This window comes from Flavobacterium ginsengiterrae, assembly GCF_039539785.1.
Taxonomy (GTDB): domain Bacteria; phylum Bacteroidota; class Bacteroidia; order Flavobacteriales; family Flavobacteriaceae; genus Flavobacterium; species Flavobacterium ginsengiterrae.
On the sequence record NZ_BAABDU010000006.1, the window covers coordinates 562,114 to 584,884 of the forward strand.

Annotated in this window: 17 protein-coding genes and 1 riboswitch; of the genes, 5 read left to right on the top strand and 12 right to left on the bottom strand. The window is 33.6% G+C overall.

The window, feature by feature from the left end:
- Positions 1-12 precede the first annotated feature (12 nt).
- From ABD859_RS18680 to ABD859_RS18695, 4 genes are all read right to left on the bottom strand, one after another.
- On the bottom strand, positions 13-1,296 hold the full coding sequence (locus ABD859_RS18680; protein ID WP_345146143.1) for a cell surface protein: 1,284 nt from the start codon (positions 1,294-1,296) through the stop codon (positions 13-15).
- Positions 1,297-1,301: 5 nt separating this feature from the next.
- Positions 1,302-2,447 (bottom strand): DUF5074 domain-containing protein, encoded by a 1,146-nt coding sequence (locus ABD859_RS18685; RefSeq protein WP_345146144.1) that lies wholly within the window; start codon positions 2,445-2,447, stop codon positions 1,302-1,304.
- Entirely contained in the window at positions 2,444-4,489 is a 2,046-nt protein-coding gene (locus ABD859_RS18690; RefSeq protein WP_345146145.1) for a TonB-dependent receptor, read from the bottom strand. Before ABD859_RS18690 ends, ABD859_RS18685 begins: the two co-directional genes overlap by 4 nt.
- A gap of 112 nt (positions 4,490-4,601) precedes the next feature.
- A riboswitch (cobalamin riboswitch) is annotated at positions 4,602-4,803 on the bottom strand.
- Between the two features lie 99 nt (positions 4,804-4,902).
- Positions 4,903-6,651, bottom strand: a complete 1,749-nt coding sequence (locus ABD859_RS18695) for a CocE/NonD family hydrolase (RefSeq protein ID WP_345146146.1) — start codon at positions 6,649-6,651, stop codon at positions 4,903-4,905.
- A gap of 126 nt (positions 6,652-6,777) precedes the next feature.
- Between ABD859_RS18695 and ABD859_RS18700 the strand changes: the two genes are divergently transcribed.
- Positions 6,778-7,383, top strand: a complete 606-nt coding sequence (locus tag ABD859_RS18700) for a M15 family metallopeptidase (RefSeq protein WP_345146272.1) — start codon at positions 6,778-6,780, stop codon at positions 7,381-7,383.
- Position 7,384: 1 nt separating this feature from the next.
- Here the strand turns inward: ABD859_RS18700 and ABD859_RS18705 are convergent, their stop codons facing one another.
- The 8 genes from ABD859_RS18705 to tsaD form a co-directional block, all read right to left on the bottom strand.
- On the bottom strand, positions 7,385-7,951 hold the full coding sequence (locus tag ABD859_RS18705) for a hypothetical protein (RefSeq protein WP_345146147.1): 567 nt from the start codon (positions 7,949-7,951) through the stop codon (positions 7,385-7,387).
- A 2-nt stretch (positions 7,952-7,953) separates the two neighbouring features.
- Positions 7,954-9,135, bottom strand: a complete 1,182-nt coding sequence (locus ABD859_RS18710; protein ID WP_345146148.1) for a THUMP-like domain-containing protein — start codon at positions 9,133-9,135, stop codon at positions 7,954-7,956.
- Positions 9,136-9,137: 2 nt separating this feature from the next.
- Positions 9,138-10,229, bottom strand: a complete 1,092-nt coding sequence (locus tag ABD859_RS18715; RefSeq protein ID WP_345146149.1) for an AI-2E family transporter — start codon at positions 10,227-10,229, stop codon at positions 9,138-9,140.
- A 126-nt stretch (positions 10,230-10,355) separates the two neighbouring features.
- Positions 10,356-11,312 (bottom strand): zinc metalloprotease, encoded by a 957-nt coding sequence (locus tag ABD859_RS18720; RefSeq protein WP_345146150.1) that lies wholly within the window; start codon positions 11,310-11,312, stop codon positions 10,356-10,358.
- A gap of 326 nt (positions 11,313-11,638) precedes the next feature.
- On the bottom strand, positions 11,639-12,133 hold the full coding sequence (locus ABD859_RS18725; protein WP_345146151.1) for a TrmH family RNA methyltransferase: 495 nt from the start codon (positions 12,131-12,133) through the stop codon (positions 11,639-11,641).
- Between the two features lie 11 nt (positions 12,134-12,144).
- The gene (locus ABD859_RS18730) at positions 12,145-12,783 is read right to left on the bottom strand and encodes a DUF4159 domain-containing protein (protein ID WP_345146152.1); all 639 of its coding nucleotides are present in this window, start codon (positions 12,781-12,783) and stop codon (positions 12,145-12,147) included.
- Between the two features lie 177 nt (positions 12,784-12,960).
- Positions 12,961-13,665 (bottom strand): 16S rRNA (uracil(1498)-N(3))-methyltransferase, encoded by a 705-nt coding sequence (locus ABD859_RS18735; protein WP_345146154.1) that lies wholly within the window; start codon positions 13,663-13,665, stop codon positions 12,961-12,963.
- A 2-nt stretch (positions 13,666-13,667) separates the two neighbouring features.
- Positions 13,668-14,690 (bottom strand): tRNA (adenosine(37)-N6)-threonylcarbamoyltransferase complex transferase subunit TsaD, encoded by a 1,023-nt coding sequence (gene tsaD, locus ABD859_RS18740; RefSeq protein ID WP_345146156.1) that lies wholly within the window; start codon positions 14,688-14,690, stop codon positions 13,668-13,670.
- A gap of 205 nt (positions 14,691-14,895) precedes the next feature.
- On the opposite strand from tsaD, the gene ABD859_RS18745 reads away from it, so the two are divergent.
- From ABD859_RS18745 to ABD859_RS18760, 4 genes are all read left to right on the top strand, one after another.
- Positions 14,896-19,392, top strand: a complete 4,497-nt coding sequence (locus ABD859_RS18745; RefSeq protein ID WP_345146158.1) for a translocation/assembly module TamB domain-containing protein — start codon at positions 14,896-14,898, stop codon at positions 19,390-19,392.
- Positions 19,393-19,698: 306 nt separating this feature from the next.
- Positions 19,699-20,685: a 6-phosphofructokinase gene (pfkA, locus tag ABD859_RS18750; RefSeq protein ID WP_053470187.1), complete on the top strand. Its 987-nt coding sequence runs from the start codon at positions 19,699-19,701 to the stop codon at positions 20,683-20,685.
- Positions 20,686-20,780: 95 nt separating this feature from the next.
- The gene (gene gap / locus ABD859_RS18755) at positions 20,781-21,785 is read left to right on the top strand and encodes a type I glyceraldehyde-3-phosphate dehydrogenase (RefSeq protein ID WP_276172977.1); all 1,005 of its coding nucleotides are present in this window, start codon (positions 20,781-20,783) and stop codon (positions 21,783-21,785) included.
- 125 nt (positions 21,786-21,910) lie between these two features.
- Positions 21,911-22,762, top strand: a complete 852-nt coding sequence (locus ABD859_RS18760) for an N-acetylglucosamine kinase (RefSeq protein WP_345146163.1) — start codon at positions 21,911-21,913, stop codon at positions 22,760-22,762.
- Positions 22,763-22,771: the final 9 nt, after the last annotated feature.

A 22,771-nucleotide genomic window follows, 5' to 3' on the forward strand; every position in this document is an offset into this window, starting at 1 on the left:
CTAGTTTAAAAATTATCGGGTTGGAATATTTTCTCCCAAAAGATGCAAATCTGTCGCACCAGAAATCTCTGTAGAAGTTTCTCCAAGCCATCCCGCCTGCTGATTCAATCCGTTATAAACTTTTACAAAATCTATTGCAGGAAGCTGGACTTTATTACCATTATTATCTATTGCCCAATCAATATCAATTGCCGAATCATCGTCGTTGTTTGGCGCATTATCGGCATAGCCGTATAAAAAGGCATATTGCACAAAATAGCTTCCGTTGCCACTTTCGTCCACCGCATTATCGGGTAGTCTTGTTCCTTTAAAAGTAATCGTAGCCTGATCTTTAAGCCATTTTGGCCAATAATCCAAAGAATGATTGTAAGCGTTATTTTGCACTATATAACCTTCTTTTCCTTGATTGTCTTTCCAATAGATATATTCTGTATCGGTAAAAAGAACCGATCCTGTTCCACCGCCTGGAACTGGAACTTTATTTGGATCTGGTCTGTGATAGGTGATTTCGTAATTGCGAATTGTTTTTGCCATTTTATGACCACCGCCTTCAATTTCAAACCATTCATCATCTGGAAGTCCGTTTTTGTTTTTATCGTACGAAACCATAATTACACCTGCTTCACTGCTTCCGCCTCGAAATTCTGCATTCGGATTCGGATTGGCTTCTGCCCAAAAAGCATTTCCTAAAACCCTGAAATCACGTTTTCCTTTTACGTTTACAATACTGTGATCAAAACCAAAAACAACATAACCGCCAAAAGCTCCAAGTGAAATAAGATCTCCGTTTTTCTTTGCCAGATACGAATTGGCTCTTCCTAAAACTCTATCCGCAGTATCGCCGTCATTGGCTACCGGAAGATCATTTACGAATTGTCCCGGCGCAGGTTTAAATTCAAATACTTTAGCAATAAAACTTTTTAGTTCTTTAGCTTCTGCACTTACTGTAACGGTTACTTTTTGGGTCTGAGTCGTTCCTTTATCTGTAATAACAACATTAAACGCATATGTTCCTTCTGCAGCAGCGGCAAACAAAGCTTCTTTTGAACTGAGATTAGTTAATGAATAATTTTCTGATGAAACATTTGCAACCGACCAACTGTAAGTCGCATCTGAACTTGCCGTTGTTTTCGGACTTAAAGTCACAATCGTAAAACGTTGTGTTTTAACTTCATTAGTCTGCGATTCTCCTCCCGTTTCAGGATTGTCATCGCCACCGCCTGAACAGTTTGCAAGCATGATCGACAAAATGGCCAATACTGCTATTCGAAAATGTTTAAGTACTCTTGAATTCATGTTTTTTATTTTTTGGTTATAAAGGCAATATGTGCAGGAATATTTCCCGCTGTAGTTTTCCATTTTAATTTTCCTTCTGGCGTAAAACAATAGATGTAACCCGTTACAACATAGTTTTGCGCATCGGTAATATAGATTTCCTTAGTTTCTGGATTGACCTGAAGTCCGTACGGAATCATGATTTGTTTATCGGTTCCGTCGGTAATAATTTTATCACTTATGACTTTTTTGGTTCTGGTATCGAGAATTCCGTACGTAATTTTATTGCTGTTGGTGAGATAACTCCACGAAACACTGTAATAATACAGCAGATCATCGACCAGACACATTCCCAAAGCAGGAATATCGAGTTGTATTTTTTTCTCGTCGGTTTTCGTATCAATCACAAACAGATTTGATGGCGTGTTGTAGTAATCACCGCGCGAACTCACATAAATATCGCCTCGGCTGTCGATCTGCATTCCGTAGAGATTAATCCCGACATCAATTTTTTTGGTTTCTGTAAAAGTTTCCAGATCAATAACCGAAACAGTACGATCGTAATTCGGAACGCGATAACCACCAGAATTGGCTACATATAATTTTCCGTTATGAACCACCATTTGTTCCGGCTGATAACCAACGGTTACTTTTCTTTTTATTTCTAAAGAAGTCGTATCAATTTCGGCAACAAAACCAATTTCGGCATTCGGGTCAATTGCAACGGGTCCGGCATACGAACTTACATACGCTTTGTCTTTGTAAAAAGTCACATAACGGCAGTTGGGAATATCGATTTTTTTGATGCGTTTTGCCGTCCATTTTTCGAGAACTTCAACTTTATTGGAAACATTAATTACGGCATACACTTTATTGCCATAGATTTGAATATCGTTTCCAACATCGCCCAGTTCTTTTACGACATTCGGGTTTCGTTCCGAATAAACATCGGTTGTATAATTTCCTGTTCGGTAATTAAAAACGTCGATACTGGCTCTGTTCATTCCCATATTACCTTCGTTAAGAAGATAAAATCCTTCAATATTTCCGTCACTTCTCGGCGCAGCAACGCTTACATCTGAGGAAAGAAATATCGTTTCGTCTTCACGGCATGAAACCAGCGAAATGGCAATGTTTAAACCAAATAGTATTTTTATAATGCTCTTTTTCATATCTCAAAACTGACTATAAATTTGAATGTTCGCCCAGGCATCGGATAATTGTAAATCACTTCATACTGCTGATTAAAAGCATTGTTGACTTCTATCGTTCCGTTCAATTTGCATTTATTAAAAGTGAAAGCCTTTTGAACCGCCAAATCGTGTGTGTACCACGGCTGTACCTCATTTACTTTTATATTATTGACGTTTCCGTTGTAGCGTTTTCCAACGTAGATAAAACTGTAATTGAAGTTCCATGATTCGTAACCTGCATTCAAAATTCCAGAACCGCTGTGCCAAGGCGTATACGGAATCTGATCGCCGTAAGAAGACAATTCTAAACCTGAAAATTTGGTGAAATCCTGACTTTGAGAATACGTATAAGTTAAGTTTGCAGTTAGATTAACTTTGTCGATATGAGTTCCCAGATTGACAACCGTTTCAATTCCTTTTCCTTTTACCTGACCAATATTCGTCATCATCCAGCGGAATAAATTTCCTGTCGGCGCCGCCACAATTTTGTCTTTGGTATTGGTATAATAAGCGTCTGCCTGAATGGAGAATTTGTCTATAAAACTTTCTTTAAGAGAAAAATTATAGGTAAAACCAACATCGTATTGGTTCATATATTCAGGTCTCAAAGTACTTGAACCGACCATTGTGTAATATAAATCGTTGAAAGTCGGCATTCTGAAAATGCGTTTAGCGAAGGCTCTTAAATTGAAATCGTACTTTTTAAATGGCGTATAACCAAGGAATAAAGCGGGGGTAAATTCGGTTTTGTTTGGCGCTTTGGCGTTGAATTTCACTTCTTCGATTACGCGGGTTGCCAAAACGTTTCCTAAAACTTTAAAACCTTCATATCGATAAGAAGTCGCAAGCGAAACCAATGCGGTATAACGCTGTGGGAAAGAAAACTGCGTTTGAATACCGCGTCTTGTTGCGTTTAATTTATTGTATTGAAAATCGGTTGACAGCGAAACATCCCAAGTAGGTAAAATGCTGTATAAATTTACGGCCGAGAAATAAGCTTCCTGCTGAAAGTAACTGTCGTCTGATTGTGCGCCTTCGGTTACTACTTCACCTAAAACACTGGTGGTATCCCGCGCAATATAATGTGTATAATCGTAAGCGAATTTCCCTTTTGCCTGAAATTTATATTTCTCTGAAACATCTTTGGTGAAAAAACTCTGCGCAAAAAAGTTCTTATCAAACTGCCTGAATCCGTCTCTGAATTTATTTTCGACAATCGCTCCCGGCGCGCCTCTTTCAGAATCATAATAATAGACTTTGGCGTCCCAAGAACCGTTGTTTATTTTTCCGTAAACTCCAGATTCAAATCGAAATGCTTCAATATCGCTGTTGTATCTTGTTGCTGTGGTATCGTAGGCAATACTACCATCCTGATTTTTTCTTTTATATCTAAATTTATATTCTCCGTTAGATTTGATGTATTCAGAACTGACACTCAAACTGACTTTATCGCTGAGTTTTTGTTCCCATCTAAAAGAAGGATCGTGATAATCAATCGACATGGTTTTGTAACGAACAAGCAGATTTGTTTTTTTATTCCCCGAAAAAACAGGACGTTTTGTTCGTAAATAAATGGCTGAAGCTGAAGCAAAATCTTTAGCTGACTGAAAAATTTCACTTTTCTGACCATTGTACATTGTTAATGATTCCATGTCGTCAAGCGAATATTTACCAAGATCGGTTACACCGTTTTGAGCATTTCCAAGCTGAATTCCGTCATAAAATACGCCAACGTGATGTGTTCCCATATTGCGGACATCGACTGTTTTAAGTCCGCCGACACCGCCGTAATCTTTGATTTGTGTGCCAGCAAAATACCGAAGTGCGTCTGCCACATTATGACTTGCCAGTTTTTCGAGCAGTACGCCAGAAAGACTTTGCACGGGAATAACTTCCTGATAGGGTTTTCCTTTTAAAATAACTTCTTTTAAAACGCGCGAACTATCTGTGACTGCCTGCGAGTGAAGCCAAAAAGGAAAAAATAAAATAAAAGCTAAAAGTGTTTTTCTAAAATTATACATCACGATTGATTTAAAAAAACTTTCGGTGATGTACTTACAAAAAGACAGATATAGGCCTGCTGTCCTATAACAGGTTACCATCTTGTGTCGTCAACTTCATACCACGAAAGTTTTAAACTATGTGATCGTGGCAGGTCTCCTGACTTGTTCCATCTTTAAACGGCCTTCTCACCCCGAAATTCGGGACAATGGCATAAGTAATGTTTAAAGACTTCTATAGAACTTACAGTAGCGGGTCTGTTCAGGATTTACACCTGATTCCCTTTTAACTATTTTTTCCTAAGAAAAAACAGACCAAAATCGGGTGTAAAGATATAATTGTTAGGTCGTGTCTGCAAGATAATATTGCTTTATTGTAAAATTTGTGTAGTTATGTTCTCAAAAAATACTGTTTACAAGCCTTGTAATCAGGATTATTTTAAAACAGGAATTTTTACAAAACTGTCATTATACCATTTTATCTGCAAAGGTTCTTTTGCATCTAGAATCGTTTCATCGCTTACGTCTTTTCCGGTTCCGTAATTTAGTTGTGAGAAAGCATTTTTATTTACGTTAACGGCAATTAATAAACGGCTTCCTTTATGGAGTTTTTTACTCACAAAATGCGTGTTGGAAAATGTAATAGCTTCTATTTTATCAGGCTGAAGCAATTGTCGTTTTTCGATATCCTTTGCATAACTGGCGCGTCCAATGTAGTAGGAAAGATGAAAATATTCTCCGTTTGGCGTGACTTCATAAAGAGTTACGCCTAAATCAAAATCTTTTTTGTTGATACTGCATTTGATTTCTCCCAAAAAAGAACCATTTACAATTAAAGGCTGGGTTAAAGGTTCGCTGATAAAAAAGTAACCATCATTTTTGTTGACTTCTTTTTGAATAATCGGACTTGGATAATAATTATTATTGCTGATTTCTCTGTTTGCAAAATCAACTTCCTGAATTAGAAATTCTTCTTTTTTAGGCTTTTTATTATCGGCTTTATGGAAATCATCTGATTTAGGTGTAGTTAAATATAAAGTCAGGAAATCATTGTGCATTTTTTCAAATGAAGAAGCACTTTTCCATTCGTTGGCACCCATGACTTCGTAATTGATTTTATCTTTTAGAATTTCCGGTTTGGGGCCGTTTTTCAAAATATAATCAAACCATTCGTAAGTAATTTTCTTTATGTCGATTAAAGAAACGGGATCGACTTTGTAATCATTCAGAACAGCTTCACCGCCAACTTGAGTTCCAAAATGCCCGTAAGGACCAATTATAAGGTAAAAAGGCGTTTTTGGACTGTATTTTTGAAGTTCTTTTAAGTAATATAAACCCGAATTCTGCGAATCGTTATAATATCCGTCAAACGCTAAAACCGGAATATTTATTTGTGCAAAATCAGTTTTATAAGGCGCCATTTTCTGCCAGTATTCGTCAAACGACGGGTGGTTTATCCATTTTTGAAACCATCTGTTGGGCTCACCGTCAATACTGTCTAGTTTTCTGTAGGCCGTTCCGGATTCCCACCATCTAAATTTTAAACCTCTAAAACGGGGTCTGTTATTATTCGTTACGGTATCGAGATATTTATTGTTTCCTACATAAAAAGCCCATTCGTAATTTGGGTTTATAAAAATGTTGTTTTCCATAGGAAGTCCCATTCCGGGTCTGTTTGCTACCGCAGGTACAATTGTTTTAAGAGCCGGATGCATTTTTTTGCACGCTGCCCATTGTGTAAAACCATTATAACTGCCGCCGTACATAGCCACTTTTCCATTACACCATTTTTGTTTGCTAATCCAGTCTATGGCATCGTAAACATCATTTACTTCGTTTTCATACGGATTTATTTCGTCAGGGCTGAAACGTTTTCCTCTCGAATATACTATAATTCCGGTGTAGCCTTTGTCTACAGATTCTTTTATACTTTTTAGATCTCTTCCTTTGTCACGAACGTAAATTGTATATTGAAGAATTACGGGTTTTGTATTGTTGTCATTTTTTTTGTGTGCGATCATTGCAGATAAAATGCCGCCGTCGCGTGTGGTTATAGAAACGCTGTCCTGAATGTCGTAATCGGTTTCTGTATTGGCTGATTTTAAAGCTTTTGTCTGCTGTGCGAAGAGTTGTGAAACAGCAAAAAATAAACTCAGAAGTAAAAACAATGATTTGTTATTCATATTCGTAAGTTTTTAAGTTGAACGAATTTAATTATAATTTATATATTTACTTTCAGTAAAGACTCAAATTATAACTTCATGTTACATTTTATTAAATCTTCCGTTTTTTTAACTGCATTTTTTTGGATGACTTCTGTACAGGCACAACACGAAGCGTATGCAGAACCTGTAGAACATAAAATTGCCGATACTGCTTTTGTAAACTTAAAAGATTATAGTAAAGATTTTGTGTATGACATGAAATATGCCACAGAAGATAATTTCTTAAAAGCGAAAGTATATGATTGTGCCGAATGTTTACTGCGTTTAAAAACGGTTAAAGCATTGGTTGCGGCGAATAAAGAATTTATTAAAAAAGGATATAAAATAAAGCTTTACGATTGTTACAGACCTTTGTCGATCCAGAAGAAAATGTGGGAAATTGTATCGAACCCTAAGTATGTTGCCGATCCAAAAAAAGGCTCCATCCATAATAGAGGAGGAGCCGTTGATATTTCGCTGGTTGACAATAACGGAAAAGAATTGGATATGGGAACTGCTTTTGATTTTTTTGGACCCGAAGCAGGTCATAATTATACCAATTTCTCTAAAAAAGTTTTATCAAACCGAAAATTCTTAAAAAAGATAATGATAGAAAATGGTTTCAATTCATTTGATTCAGAATGGTGGCATTATAATTTAAAAGCAGGTTTAAAAGATGCCGTTTCGAATCAAAAGTGGAATTGTAACTAATTTATTCTACACATCTGATATTTTCCATAAAGTAAGTATTGGGATGCGTTACTTTACCCGTTAATTCAGAAGTAAGATCAGCTTTTACGATATAGTCTTCTGTATTGGTAAGATATTTAATTCGCATAATAGATACAGGCGATTTTTTCAATTCTTCAAAATTATCTTTCATAAACATAAAAATACCAGTATTGATTCGGTTGTCAAAACCTTTATCATCGCGAACAAGCGTTCCGCAGTTTTCCTGATTAATATGCATTAATGTTACAATTTTTCCGTTTTCTAACTGTAAAAAGATTTTAGAGTTTTTATCAAAACAATTCGCTTTTATAAAATCTTTACTTTTTTGAATATTTTGTAAATTTAAAGTCGGCAGACCGTCAGTTTGCGCCAGTGAGAAAAAAATGTAGTTAAACGAACCTCCAAAATACTTTTCGCTCATTAAGTATTCGTTAGTTATTTTGTACGTACCAATAGAGTCAGTTACATTGGCGCTGTATTCACATGGTTTTTGAGCAAATGCTGTAAAGGCTAATAAAAAAAGAGTTAGTGTAATTAGTTGTTTCATTTCTAGTTTATTTTTCTGCAAATTAAAACTATTTTGTTATCATTTTTATCAGTTGTAAAAAAACTATACAGATTTCCTCCATTTTTTATTTTCCATTTTTTTCGAATATTTTCTACTGTTTCAGGAAAATTACGTGTCGTAACATTTGCCTGCTGATTTAAAAGCGTGTTTTTCATTTCATTTTTATTGTACAAAACGGCTTTTTCGATTTCAAAACTTCTGCCCGGAAAATCGATTAAATGATCTGAAGTGTACAAATGCGAATGTTTATGCAGTTTGTTTATTTTGAAGAAAGAACTTACCTGATCAAATCCGCCTGATTTCATTATTGCCGAATTGGGCTCATAAAGATATTTCTGCGGAAGATGATAGGATGTAAAATCATTTTCTGAACCAAGAACAAAATCAAAAGTTTCAGTTTTGTCTTTTAAAATGTTTGCTGTTTTTAAAGTTATTTCGCCGGAATAATGGTTATGAATTTCAAAAAGCAATTCTTTAACTTCATTTTCAAGGGCAATAATATGAATGTTTTTTACAAATTTAAGTTCAGATAGAGCAGCCGAAATATCCAGTAAAGGTGCTGTTTTTATTAAAATAGAATCACTTTTTTCAAAATAAAAATCCAGAGATTCCGGTACATTCGGCAGACAGTCTTTAAGCATAAAAACTTTGCCTTTGGCATCATTTCGTCTCGAAGGATCTATATAAATCCAATTCCATTTTTGTTTTAAATCGTGTAAAACATTAGTAGAATCATCCGCATAAAAACTACAGTTTTGCACATTTAACTGCTCATAATTATGTTTTACAACGGCAGATAAATCTTCGTTTATTTCGCAGTGTGCAATTGTTTTAAACTTTTTAGAGAAATAATAATCATCTACGCCAAAACCTCCTGTAAGATCAATTAAACTTTCACCATTTATTAAAGAAGCTTTGTAGACAGCCGTTTTTTCTGATGAGGTTTGTTCTATAGAAATTTTACTTGGATACATAATATTTTCTGCTGCAAACCAAGTTGGGAGTTTTTCTCTGGCTTTTGTTCGGGCTTCAATCTGGTTTAAAATTAAAATCCATTCCACATCTGGGAACGGATTTTTTTGAAGCGCTAATTTTGTGATATCAGCACCGGTATTTTTAATAATAAACTCCTGAATATCTTTTCTTAAAATGTTGTTGTTCAATGCTAAATTCTTTCGGTTAATACGGAGACAATTTTATTGTCTGGAAAAAATTCTTTTAAAATTACTTTAATCATTGTAAACACAGGAACAGCGATTATCATGCCTACAATTCCAAATGTAATACCGCTGATTAAAATAATCAGGAATATTTCTAAAGGATGCGAATTTACACTTTTTGACGAGATTATTGGCTGGCTGATGTTATTGTCAATGGCCTGAACTACTAAGAAACCTATAATTACATAAATTGTCTTAGGAAGAATTTCTGACTGAAAATCCTGTCCTATCATACTAATCATGGTTAAAATACCGGCTAAAGTAGTTCCAATAATAGGTCCTAAATAAGGTATAACATTTAAAATGGCACATAAAAAGGCAATTACAAATGCATTTTTATTACCAAAAATAATTAATACGATGAGGTATAAAATAAATACAACAATTAACTGCAGTAATAAACCAACAAAATAGCGGGTTAAAAGATGGTTTATTTTAGTTATAGAATTTAATATTTTGTCTTCATTTGAGTCTGGAAGTATTCTTCTGGCCTGATCTTTAAAAATAGCCTGATCTTTTATAAAGAAGAAAGTAATAAAAAATACAGATACAAGTCCCATTCCCATATCTGCCAGAAAATTAATTATCGAATTGATAAAACGGGTAAAGTAGCTGAAATCTAATACTGATGTCAATTTAGAATCTTTTATGACTTTATTTAAGTCAATATGCTGAATATTAAAGTATTCTTCCAGATGTTTTTCTGTTTCCATAAATTTTTCCTGAAGATGTGCCGTATCCAGTAAAGCTAAATTATTGGCCTGCGAAATAATTAATGGTACAAATAATAATATAAAGCCCACAATTAGAAATATAAAAAGAATAATTGTTGTTGTGGCTGCCATTGAGTTGCTGAATTTGAGCCTGTTTTTTAAAAACAATACAAGCGGATTTGCTATTAAGCACAAAATCAACGATATGCATAAGTAAACAATTACAGTTTGTATTTCATATAGAAAGTATAAAACAATACCAATTATCAAGATAGTTGCTAAAGCTCTTAAGATCCCGTTAGAGATAGTTTTTGACGTTATCATATTTAAAATTTAAGATTATAAATATAGGAAAAAGCTTTTATAATTCTAAAGTTTTGGGCGTTCTAAAATGATAGTCAAAAAAAAGGCGAGATGATTTCATCTCGCCTTTAATTGGATTTTTTTTATTTATGGTTGTGCAAAAGAATTTCTTGCGCCTCCGCTTGTAAAGATCGCTGCAATTCTGTTTTTCTGACCTGTTGAGAACATATACATCGCTGCATCATCAACATAATCCATGTAGTTCATTGTCATTTCTACAGGAGTACCAGAGCAAGTGCTGTAGTGTGGGTAAGAAGGAACACCATAGTTTGCTGTGTTGTGAGTTGGAGTATCAGACACTAAATCACTTCCGCAAGTTGCATCTCCCCAAATGTGACGTAAATTCATCCAGTGTCCTACTTCGTGAGTAGCAGTTCTTCCTAAATTATAAGGAGCATTTGCTGCACCAGATAATCCGAAATATTTTGGATCAATTACAACTCCGTCTGTAGAAGATGCTCCACCAGGAAATTGTGCATAACCTAAAATTCCGCCTCCAATTGTGCAAGACCACATATTAAGTTTTGTTGTTGGAGAAGTTGGTGCAAGACCGCCCTGAGCTGTTTTTTTCATAGCGTCGTTAGTTCCCCAAGAGGTTTTTGTTGTTGATTTTCTGATAATCTGATCTAATACAAATGTAATTCCAACGTTTGCTTTTACACCAGCGAATAATGCAGGAACACTATTATAGTCTGAGTTTAAAGCGTTAAAATCTTTGTTTAAAACATCAATTTGAGATTGAATTTGTGCTGCTGAAATATTTTCTGCAGTTGTTCTGTATAGAACATTTACTACAACTGGAATTTCAATTTTTCCATTTACAAGTTTACCAGAAAGTAAAGCTTTGTTTGTATAAGCTTCAATTTCGTTCATTCTAATTGCTAATGTAGGATCAGCTTTTAATTGAGCTTCTAAAACATCCTGACTTGCGCAGGTACGAAGAGTTGCTTTTGCAGCTGCTTCAGAATTTGTTCCTTCAGCTTGATCATTTTGACATGAAAACAGCACTAATGCTGTAATTGCGGTAATAATAACTTTTTTCATAAATCTAGGGGGTTTTTGTTATAAATTAATAGTTTTGGTTAACCAGATCGCAATTTTATAACAAATTCATTTTGTAGCCAAATTTTTATATAGATTTATTTGTCAGAATTTTACAAACCCTTGTAAATGCTGATTCCTACAAAATTAATATTTTAAATATTATGATGTTTTTTCTTACTTAATGTTTTTTTAGGTGTATTTTAACGTTATTATTTGCTTTTTATCGGATTTTATAAAAATAAGATAATAATTTCTTAAAACTTAAGTTTTAGTTTTTAGTAAGAAATGTAGTTTGCCTTTATGTTTTTGCAAGGAATTTTCGAGACTTAAGAAGTAATCTCGTATAAAGCGATACTCGCAGCTTGTACAACATTCATGCTTGAGTTTTGGCCAAACATATTGATGTGTACAACTTGATTGCAGATTTGTAAAAGTTCATCAGATATTCCATTAATCTCGCTTCCTATTACAAGAGCTGTTTTTTTGTTTTCAGGAATTACAACTTCTTTTAGAGGTTTACTGTTGCTTGTAATCTCTAAAGCAATGATTTCGAAGTTATTTTGCTGCAGATATCCAATTAATTCTGAAGTGTCTTCAACTATTTGATGAGGTACGTGTAGGTGTGTGCTTCGCGAAGTTTTATTAATTTTTCTGGGGGTAAGCGGAATATCTTTTCCTAAAAATATAATATTTTCTACACCAAAAGCCTCGGAAATTCTAAATAGCGAACCAATATTCTGCTGAAAATAAATATGATCACAAACTAAAGTAATTGGAAATGTTTTTCGCTCAAATTGATTTTCTTCGTGAGTAAGCTGCACTTTTTAAAATTTTAGTTGGTAAAGATATAGTTTATAATATTCGCACCCATTTTTAAGGCTTTATCGCGAACATTTGCCGGATCGTTATGCACTTCGGCATCTTCCCAGCCGTCGCCAAGATCGCATTCGTAGGTGTACAGTAAAACGAGTTTATTTTCTACAAAAATGCCAAATGCCTGCGGACGTGTTCCGTCGTGTTCATGAATTTTAGGCAGTCCGTTAGGAAAAGGAAAAGGTTTTTGAAAAATAGGATGACTTGCCGGAATTTCTACCAGATTATTGTTTGGAAATATCTTTTTGATTTCTTTTCGAATGTATTGATCCATTCCGTAATTATCATCAATATGAAGAAAACCGCCTCCGTTTAAATAATTTCTAAGATTTGCAATGTCTGAGTCACTAAAAACTACATTTCCGTGTCCTGTCATATGTACAAACGGATACGAAAGCAAATCAGGATTTCCCGGCTCAACAGTCGAAGGTTTTGTTTTTATGCGTGTATTAATATTCGAATTACAAAAACGAATTAAATTAGGCAGAGAAGTAGGATTAGCATACCAATCGCCGCCGCCGCTGTATTTTAGCAATGCAATTTCCTGAGAAAAGGAAGAAAATGAAATTAGTAAAAACAAAAAGAATATTTTTTTCATGTAATTATGATGTCTTATAATTTTTTAGTTTTATACACATTCTTGTCATTTCGACGAAGGAGAAATCTCCGCAAACAGCTCGACAAAGATTGGTGATTTTTCTGGATGGAGTTTCTAACGGAGATTTCTCCTTCGTCGAAATGACAAAACTACCTTAATTATGTAACAAAACGTTATTTATTCATTAAAAAACACTACACTATGGCAGGCTACAACGGCAGCGGTTTCTGTACGCAGGCGTGTGTTTCCTAAAGTTACCGGCTGATAGTTGTTTTCAATCGCCAATGCAATTTCTTTTTCAGAAAAATCACCTTCGGGACCAATTAATAAAGTTACATTTTCATTTGGTTTTAAGGCTTCTTTCAAAGATTTTTTATCGGTTTCTTCGCAGTGCGCAATAAACTGCAGTCCTTGATTTTTTTGTTTAATGAATTCTTTAAACGAAACAGCATCATTTAATTTTGGCAGAAACATTTCATTTGATTGTTTCATGGCCGATAATATGATTTTTTCAAAACGTTCTAAATTAATCACTTTTCTTTCAGAACGATCACAGATTACTGGTGTAATTTCCTGAATGCCAATTTCTGTTGCTTTTTCTAAAAACCACTCAAAACGATCATTCATTTTAGTAGGCGCAACGGCTAAATGCAGTTTGAATTTTGGTTCAGGTGATTTTGTTACAGAACGCACATTTACAATACATTTATTGTCTGAAGCCAGTGTAATTTCGGTTTCAAACAAAAAACCTAAACCGTTTGTAACATATAAAATGTCTGAATCTTTTTTGCGAAGAACTTTAATAATGTGTCTGCTTTCTTCTTTATCAAAAGAAAAACTTTCGGTTGTTTCGTCTATATCAGGATTATAAAATAACTGCATAATTAAAATTGAATTCTGGCTTTAGAAACTACAGAAGAGTCTTCAAAACGTTTAGATAAATATTTTTGATAGCCCACAATTCCAATCATGGCTGCGTTATCAGTAGTATATTCAAATTTTGGAATAAAAGTTTTCCAGCCGTATTTGGTTTCAGTTTCTTTTAAAGTTGTTCTGATACCTGAATTTGCCGAAACGCCGCCACCAATAGCAATTTGTTTAATTCCGGTTTCTTTTACAGCCAGTTTTAACTTATCCATTAAAATTTCAATAATGGTATGCTGAATCGAAGCGCAGATATCATTTAAATTTTCGTCTACAAAATTTGGATTTTCCTGCTTGTTTTTCTGAATGAAATACAAGATTGCTGTTTTTAATCCTGAAAAACTGAAATCTAATCCCGGAACTTTTGGTTTAGTAAACGCAAAAGCTTTTGGATTTCCTTCTTTGGCATATTTATCGATCAAAGGGCCGCCCGGATAAGGAAGTCCAAGTATTTTGGCACTTTTATCAAAAGCTTCTCCAACAGCATCATCAGTAGTTTCGCCAATGATTTCCATATTAAAAAAGCTGTTAACTTTTACAATCTGAGTGTGTCCGCCGCTAATTGTTAAAGCTAAAAAAGGAAATTCAGGTTTATCATATCCTTCTTCGTCAATAAAATGCGCAAGAATATGAGCATGCATGTGATTTACAGCAATTAACGGAACGTTTAATGCCAATGATAATGATTTGCCAAAAGAACTTCCTACTAAAAGCGATCCCATTAAGCCGGGACCTTGTGTAAAGGCGATTGCGCTTAGCTGTTCTTTTTGTACATTTGCTTTGCGAAGCGCCGCATCGATTACCGGAACAATGTTTTGTTGGTGTGCTCTCGAAGCTAATTCAGGAACTACACCGCCATATTGATTGTGAATTAACTGATTGGCTACAACATTTGAGAGTACTTTGTCGTTATGTAAAACCGCGGCGGCAGTATCATCGCATGAACTTTCGATGGCAAGAATAAAAACCTCTGAATTTTGCATATAAAGGCACGAATTTTGGATTATATTTGACAAATCAAATTTTGATTTTTATTTGATTGAAGCAGATGCCAAAATTAAAGAATTTTTATCAAAACAGTCGTCCTTTGTCTGTTCAAATTAAATTTATACAAAAACAATAATAATAGGAGTTATCAAAAGAGTTAAGAAAATAGTATCCAGAACCCTGATTGGCTTAATTTTACTTTTGCTGGTACTTGCTATCACTCTGTCTCTGCCTATTGTACAGACGAAAATTGCAAGATATATTACAGAAACGCTTAATACTGATTTTAAAACCAATATTAGTATTGATAAAGTAGCCATTAATATTTTTGGCGGTGTTAAGCTCAAAAAAGTACTCATTTTAGATCATCATAAAAAAACTTTAATCTACTCTGATATCATAAATACTGATATTTTGAGTGTTAAAAGATTGGTTGACGGCGATTTGATTTTTGGTGATGTTCGATTAACAGGTTTGATTTTTAATTTAAAAACCTACAAAAACGAAGAAGAAAACAATATTAATAAGTTTATTAAATTGTTTGAAACCGGAAAACAAACTCCCAAATCAGATAAACATTTTTTGCTTACAGCAAGAAACGCATACATTACCAACGGAAATTTTTCTGTTGTTGATGAGAATAAGAATACTCCAAGATTTTTGGATTTTAAAAAGCTGAATGCTTATATCAGCGATTTTAAATTATACGGCCCAAATGTAAATACAAACATTCACAGGTTTTCATTTTTAGATCATCGAGGCTTGTATATTTCTAATTTTACTGGAAAATTTAGTTATACCAAAAAACAGATTAAAGTTGAAAACTTAGCCATAAAAACAAAAAGATCCTGGATTTATGGAAAAGCAATTTTGAATTATAAAGTTCAGTATTTCCTTGAATTTACAGATAAAGTTCAGTTTGATGTAGCACTTGATTCATCTTCAATTGCTTCAAATGATATTCGCTTTTTTTATGACGGATTGGGTAAAAACCAACATTTTAAAGTTAAAACCAAGATTAAAGGCCCTTTAAATAATTTAAATCTAAATCATCTTAGATTAAGTGATGCAAATGGTACGAAAATCTTTGGAAACATCAACTTTAAAAATCTTTTAGGTACAAAAGAGCAGAAGTTTTCGATGGAAGGTAAGTTCGATAAGCTGATTGCAAGTTATGACAATCTGGTTTTTATACTTCCGGGGATTTTAGGAAAAAAACTTCCAAAGGAACTTAAGCGAATTGGTAAATTTAATATCGTTGGTAAAGCAAAAGTTTCGACAACGGCATTAGAAACCGATTTTAGAATGGCTACTGATTTAGGAGACGGTAAAGTTAATCTTCATATGAATAATATGGAATTTATCGATAAAGCTTCGTACTCAGGAAATATTATTTTGGATAATTTTAATATTGGCGCATTGTTAGGCCGGAAAGATCTGGGAAGAACGACTTTAAATTTAGACGTTGACGGCGTTGGTTTTACAGAGAAATATCTCAACACCATTATAAAAGGTGATATTAACAAATTAGACTACAATAAATATAGATATAGTAATATTGTTGTAAACGGTAATTTTAAACTGCCTTATTATAAAGGTGAGGTTTCTATAAACGATCCTAATTTAAGTTTAACTTTTGATGGATTAGTTGATTTAAGTAAAAAAGAAAGCCGTTATGATTTTCATATAAACGTTGAAAATTCTAATTTACAAAAACTACGCTTTATAAATGATTCTATTTCTCATTTTAAAGGAGATGCCGTTGTTCAGGTAACCGGAAATTCTATTGAAAATCTTCAGGGAAATATTTTCATTAAAGATGCCGAATATCAAAATCCAAAAGAAACGTATGTTTTTGATGATGTTACAATAAGTTCCAATTTTGATGCCGACAAACTTAGAACCATAACCATTAATTCTTCTGATATTGTTGAAGGAAGAATTGTAGGGAAATTTCAGTTTGCACAGCTGGATAAACTGGTTATGAATTCGGTAGGTAGTTTGTATACTAATTATAAGCCTTTTAAAGTTAAAAAAGGACAATTTCTTCGTTTCAATTTTCATGTATATAATAAGGTAGTAGAAATGCTGTATCCTGATATGAAAATTGACTCAAGCACTGTTGTTCGTGGTAAAATTGATGCCGATTTGCAAGAGTTTAAATTTGGTTTTAGATCTAAACAAATTACGGCAGCAAAAAATACGTTTGATAATATCAGAATTAGCATTGATAATAAAAACCCGCTTTACAATGCTTACGTTGAACTTGACAGTATTAAAACGCCTTACTATAAAATACGTGATTTTAATTTAATCAATGTAACTTCAAAAGATACCTTATTTGTTCGTTCTGAGTTTAAAGGCGGCGATAAAGGTCAGGATTATTTCAATCTCGATTTATTTCATACCATCGATAAAAAGAAAAACAATATTGTAGGTATCAAGAAATCTGAAATGAAGTTTAAAGACTATTTATGGTATTTAAATGAAGATGCAGCAAAGGATAATCAAATCGTTTTTGATCAGTATTTTAAAAACTTTACAATTGATAATATCGTTTTATCGCACGAAAATCAGAAAATTGATTTAAACGGAGTGATAAAAGGAAGTGATTATAAAGATATTGTCCTCAATTTTGAAGATGTAGACATTAATAAAATTACGCCTTATAATTCCAAGTTTGTTTTTAATGGTAATTTAAACGGAAATATCAATTATAAGCAAAATAAGAATGTTTATCAGCCCACGGCCAATATTAAAGTCGATCATCTTAATTTAAATAAAGTCGAATTAGGAACATTGAATTTTGATATTTCGGGCGATCAGAGTTTTAGAAAGTTTACTGTAAATTCTTCTATCATAAATGGTTTTGCAGAATCATTTAGAGCAAACGGAACTTTTGCAATCGAAAACAAAGAGACTTTTATGGATTTGAGTTTAAAACTCGAAGGATTTAATCTCGCGACTTTAGGAACCGTAGGAGGCGATGTTTTGTCGAACATAAGAGGATCTGTTTCCGGAAACGCGGCTGTTGTGGGTAATTTGAAAAAGCCTGAAATCAACGGACGTTTGTATGTTGAAAAAGCCGGTATGACAATTCCGTACCTAAATACTGATTATGAGTTGAGCGATAGAACGGTTATAGATTTGACTGATGAAAAGTTCTTGTTTAGAAATAATCAGTTAACCGATACTAAGTTTAAGACCAAAGGATTGTTGAATGGAACAATTGAGCATCATAATTTTGGCGACTGGAAACTGGATTTAAATATAACGTCAAAACGATTACTTGCTCTTGATACAAAAGACAGTGAAGATGCAGCGTATTTTGGTACAGCATTTATAAACGGAACAGCAAGCATAAAAGGACCAACAGAAAGCTTATTTATAAAGGTTGATGCAAAATCTGAAAAAGGAACAGAAGTTAAAATTCCTATTAGTAATGTTCAGAATTCCGGAGAAAGTAACTGGATTCATTTTGTAACACCAAAAGAGAAATACAATCTGTCTAAAGGTATTGTAGAAAGAACCAGAAATTATAATGGTCTGGAATTAGAATTTGATTTTGATATTACGCCAGATGCCGAAGTAGAGGTAATTCTTGACAGGAATTCCGGTCATGGTATGAAAGGAAAAGGATACGGATCGTTATTATTTAAAATTAACACGCTGGGTAAATTTAATATGTGGGGAGATTTCCAGGCATACGAAGGTACTTATAACTTTAAATACGGTGGTTTAATTGATAAAAAATTCGCGGTTAAAAAAGGCGGTTCTATTATTTGGGAAGGAAACCCGATGAAAGCCCAGCTGAATCTGGAAGCCGTTTACAGAACTTCGGCAAACCCTGCCGTATTGCTCGATAATTCATCTTTCAATAAAAAAGTACCTGTAGAAGTTGTGATTGGTTTAAGAGGAGATTTAACTAGTCCGGAACCTAATTTTGATATTCAGTTTCCATCGGTGAGCAGTGTGTTAAAATCAGAGATACAGTATAAGTTAGACGATAAAGATATCAGGCAGACACAAGCTTTATATTTGTTATCTACAGGTTCATTTATGAGTCAGGACGGATTTAACCAAAGCGACTTGTCGGGAACATTTGCAGAAACGGCTGCGAGTTTGTTAGGAGGGATTATTAAATCAGATAATGACCTTATTAATATTGACTTGAATTTTATTTCTGCTGACAGAAGATTAGGTCAGGAAGCCGACGGACAGTTTGTGGCTAATATTTCATCGCAGATTAATGAAAGAATTTCGATAAATGGTAAAGTTGGTGTCCCGGTAGGAGGTGTAAACGAATCTGCTATTGTGGGTGACATCGAAATTTTATATCGTGTAAACGAAGACGGATCTATGAACCTTCGTTTGTTTAATAAAGAAAATGACATTAATTATATAGGACAGGGAATAGGTTATACGCAGGGAGTTGGTATTTCTTATGAAGTTGATTTTGATACTTTCAGTGAACTTGTAAATAAACTATTCAAAAGCCATAAACTCGAAAGAGCAATTAAAAAATCAGATGACTTTCAGGATTCAAACCTAAATCCCGATTATTTGAACTTTAACAGCACTAAAAAGACTGATAAAGACAAAAAGAAACAGGAAAAGGAAAAAGAAAAAGAAGAGGAGAAAAAGCCAAAACCTGAAAACAATAATCAAGGGGTTATTCCTGATAATGATGACTTTTAAAATTGTTAAAAAGAGCATAAAAAAACCATTCGCAGCAACGAATGGTTTTTTTATGCTTAATTTTAAGATTTTGGTCGGTTTTTTCTAATAAACTCAAAATAAGATTTTTATAACAGTTCGTTTGGGTATTGTTAATTTTAAAGAATTAATTAAAAAACGACCTATTTATTATTTTAAATGAAATTTTTGGTATCAAAAAACTTATTAACGAAAACGTTTGAATTTAACAGATTTTATTAAATTATAATAAATATAACCAAAGAAGTGGTGAATGTTTGCTAAATTTACAACTTTAATACTTAAATAATGTCAAAAACAATAAAAAAAGTAGGTGTTCTTACCTCAGGAGGAGACTCACCAGGAATGAATGCTGCAATACGATCAGTTGTTCGAACATGTGCTTATCATAATATAGAATGCATAGGAATTTATAGAGGGTATCAAGGAATGATCGAAGGAGATTTTAAAGAAATGGGCCCTCGAAGCGTTAATAATATTGTAAACAAAGGAGGAACGATCTTAAAATCGGCTCGTTCTGTAGACTTTAGAACACCGGAAGGTAGAAAAAAAGCTCACGAAAACCTTTTAAAAGCTGGAATTGATGCTTTAGTGGTTATTGGAGGAGACGGAAGTTTTACCGGAGGATTAATTTTTAACTCAGAATATAACTTTCCTGTAATGGGAATTCCTGGTACAATCGATAATGATATTTACGGTACAAGTTTTACACTAGGGTATGATACTGCTTTAAACACTGTTGTTGACTGTATAGATAAAATTAGAGATACTGCAAGTTCACATAACCGTTTATTCTTCGTAGAGGTTATGGGTAGAGATGCAGGTCACATTGCACTTAATGCCGGAATTGGTGCCGGTGCAGAAGAAATCCTTATTCCTGAAGAAGATTTAGGTCTTGACAGATTGTTAGACTCTCTTCAAAAAAGTAAAGCTTCAGGAAAATCATCAAGTATAGTTGTTATTGCCGAAGGAGATAAAATTGGTAAAAACGTATTCGAATTAAAAGATTACGTAGAAGCTAATTTACCTGAATACGACGTAAGAGTATCTGTTTTAGGACACATGCAGCGCGGTGGTTCGCCATCTTGTTTTGACCGTGTTCTGGCAAGCCGTCTTGGTGTAAAAGCAGTAGAATCTTTAATTGAAGGAAAATCAAATTACATGGTTGGTCTTAAAGAAGACAAAGTGATTTTGACTCCTCTTGAGCAGGCAATTAAAGGAAAATCAGAAATTGATAGAGAATTATTGAGAGTGTCAGATATTATGTCTACATAATTATATAGTATAAAAGTTTAAAAGAGAAGAAGTTTATTGTGAGGAAATTAGACTTTGAATTAATATAATAAAAACAAAAGCAAAAATTTAGTAAAATGTCAAAAGTAAAATTAGGAATAAACGGATTTGGACGTATCGGAAGAATCGTTTTTAGAGAATCTTTCAATAGAGATAATGTAGAAGTTGTAGCAATCAACGATTTATTAGACGTAGATCACTTAGCTTACTTATTAAAATATGATTCAGTTCACGGTCGTTTCGACGGAACTGTAGAGGTTAAAGAAGGAAAATTGTATGTAAACGGAAGAAATATCCGTATTACTGCAGAAAGAAATCCTGCTGACTTAAAATGGAACGAAGTTGATGTTGATGTAGTAGCTGAATGTACTGGTATTTTCACAACTATCGAAACTGCAAGTGAGCACTTAAAAGGAGGAGCTAAAAAAGTTATTATTTCTGCTCCATCTGCTGATGCTCCAATGTTTGTAATGGGAGTAAACCACGAAACTGCAAAAGCTTCTGATTTAGTTGTTTCTAACGCTTCTTGTACTACAAACTGTTTAGCTCCACTAGCGAAAGTTATCAATGATAATTTCGGAATTGTTGAAGGTTTAATGACAACAGTTCACGCAACTACTTCAACTCAAATGACTGCTGACGGACCTTCTAGAAAAGACTGGAGAGGTGGACGTGCAGCTGCAATCAATATCATTCCTTCATCTACAGGTGCTGCAAAAGCAGTTGGAAAAGTTATTCCAGATTTGAATGGAAAATTAACTGGTATGGCTTTCCGTGTACCAACAGCTGACGTTTCTACAGTTGATTTAACTGTAAAATTAGCTAAAGAAACTTCATACGAAGAAATCATGGCTGTATTGAAAAAATCTTCTGAAAACGAATTAAAAGGTATCTTAGGTTATACTGAAGATGCAGTTGTTTCTCAGGATTTCATCTCAGACAAAAGAACTTCTATCGTTGATGCTACTGCAGGAATTGGATTAAACTCTACTTTCTTCAAATTAGTTTCTTGGTACGATAATGAGTACGGATACTCAAGCAAATTAATTGATTTGTCTGTGCATATCGCAGGTTTAAAATAATATTATATATTTTTGCAAAATCCCGTTATCACCAAAGTAACGGGATTTTCTTATTTTGTTACTTCTTTAATTAATGTATAAAACACACTTATTAAAGAATAACTAAACCAAAAACAAAAAATAAAATGAAATTAATAGTTGATAGTGGGTCTACTAAAGCCGATTGGATTGCAATTGATGATAATGGAAAAGTATTGTTTACCACACAAACCTTAGGATTAAATCCTGAAATTCTTGACGGACCTGAAATTGTTTCAAGACTAAACGACCGTTTTGATATTTTACAAAATAAAAAAGAAGCAACTCATTTATTCTTTTACGGTGCCGGATGTGGTACAGACAGAATGAAAGAGTACTTAAAACAAGTTTTTCAAGAATATTTTTCTAACGCTATTGTAGACGTTCAGGAAGATACTTATGCAGCTGTTTATGCTACAACTCCAAAAGGAGAAGAAGCAATTGTATCGATTTTAGGAACTGGTTCTAACTGCAGTTATTTTGATGGAAAAGTATTGCATCAAAAAGTTCAGTCATTAGGATATATCGTAATGGATGATTGCAGTGGAAACGTTTTTGGAAAAGAATTAATTAGAAAATACTATTTTAATAAAATGCCAAAAGAGATAGCGGCTGAATTCGAAAAAGAATACGACGTTGATCCTGATTTTATTAAAAATAAATTATACAAAGAACCAAATCCAAATGCTTATTTAGCAACTTTTGCTAAGTTTTTAATTAAACACAAAGACACAGAATTCTGCAGAAAAATCATTTTCAAAGGGATGAAATCTTTCGTTAAAAACTATATCAAGCAGTTTGACAACTGTCAGGAAGTTCCTGTGCATTTTGTAGGTTCTATTGCCTTTTATTTAAAAGACGAATTACAAGAAACTTTTGATAAATACGAGCTTAAATTAGGAAATGTATTAAGAAGACCTATCGATGGTTTAATTGCTTACCATGTCGCTAATCAATAGTTCTGGATT

Coding starts and splice junctions, on each gene's coding strand:
- ABD859_RS18730 (WP_345146152.1), bottom strand. CDS start 12,783: ATGAAAAAAATATTCTTTTTGTTTTTACTAATTTCATTTTCTTCCTTT.
- ABD859_RS18695 (WP_345146146.1), bottom strand. CDS start 6,651: ATGAATAACAAATCATTGTTTTTACTTCTGAGTTTATTTTTTGCTGTT.
- pfkA (WP_053470187.1), top strand. CDS start 19,699: ATGTCAAAAACAATAAAAAAAGTAGGTGTTCTTACCTCAGGAGGAGAC.
- ABD859_RS18760 (WP_345146163.1), top strand. CDS start 21,911: ATGAAATTAATAGTTGATAGTGGGTCTACTAAAGCCGATTGGATTGCA.
- ABD859_RS18680 (WP_345146143.1), bottom strand. CDS start 1,296: ATGAATTCAAGAGTACTTAAACATTTTCGAATAGCAGTATTGGCCATT.
- ABD859_RS18720 (WP_345146150.1), bottom strand. CDS start 11,312: ATGAAAAAAGTTATTATTACCGCAATTACAGCATTAGTGCTGTTTTCA.
- ABD859_RS18690 (WP_345146145.1), bottom strand. CDS start 4,489: ATGTATAATTTTAGAAAAACACTTTTAGCTTTTATTTTATTTTTTCCT.
- tsaD (WP_345146156.1), bottom strand. CDS start 14,690: ATGCAAAATTCAGAGGTTTTTATTCTTGCCATCGAAAGTTCATGCGAT.
- ABD859_RS18715 (WP_345146149.1), bottom strand. CDS start 10,229: ATGATAACGTCAAAAACTATCTCTAACGGGATCTTAAGAGCTTTAGCA.
- ABD859_RS18685 (WP_345146144.1), bottom strand. CDS start 2,447: ATGAAAAAGAGCATTATAAAAATACTATTTGGTTTAAACATTGCCATT.
- ABD859_RS18705 (WP_345146147.1), bottom strand. CDS start 7,951: ATGAAACAACTAATTACACTAACTCTTTTTTTATTAGCCTTTACAGCA.
- gap (WP_276172977.1), top strand. CDS start 20,781: ATGTCAAAAGTAAAATTAGGAATAAACGGATTTGGACGTATCGGAAGA.
- ABD859_RS18700 (WP_345146272.1), top strand. CDS start 6,778: ATGACTTCTGTACAGGCACAACACGAAGCGTATGCAGAACCTGTAGAA.
- ABD859_RS18735 (WP_345146154.1), bottom strand. CDS start 13,665: ATGCAGTTATTTTATAATCCTGATATAGACGAAACAACCGAAAGTTTT.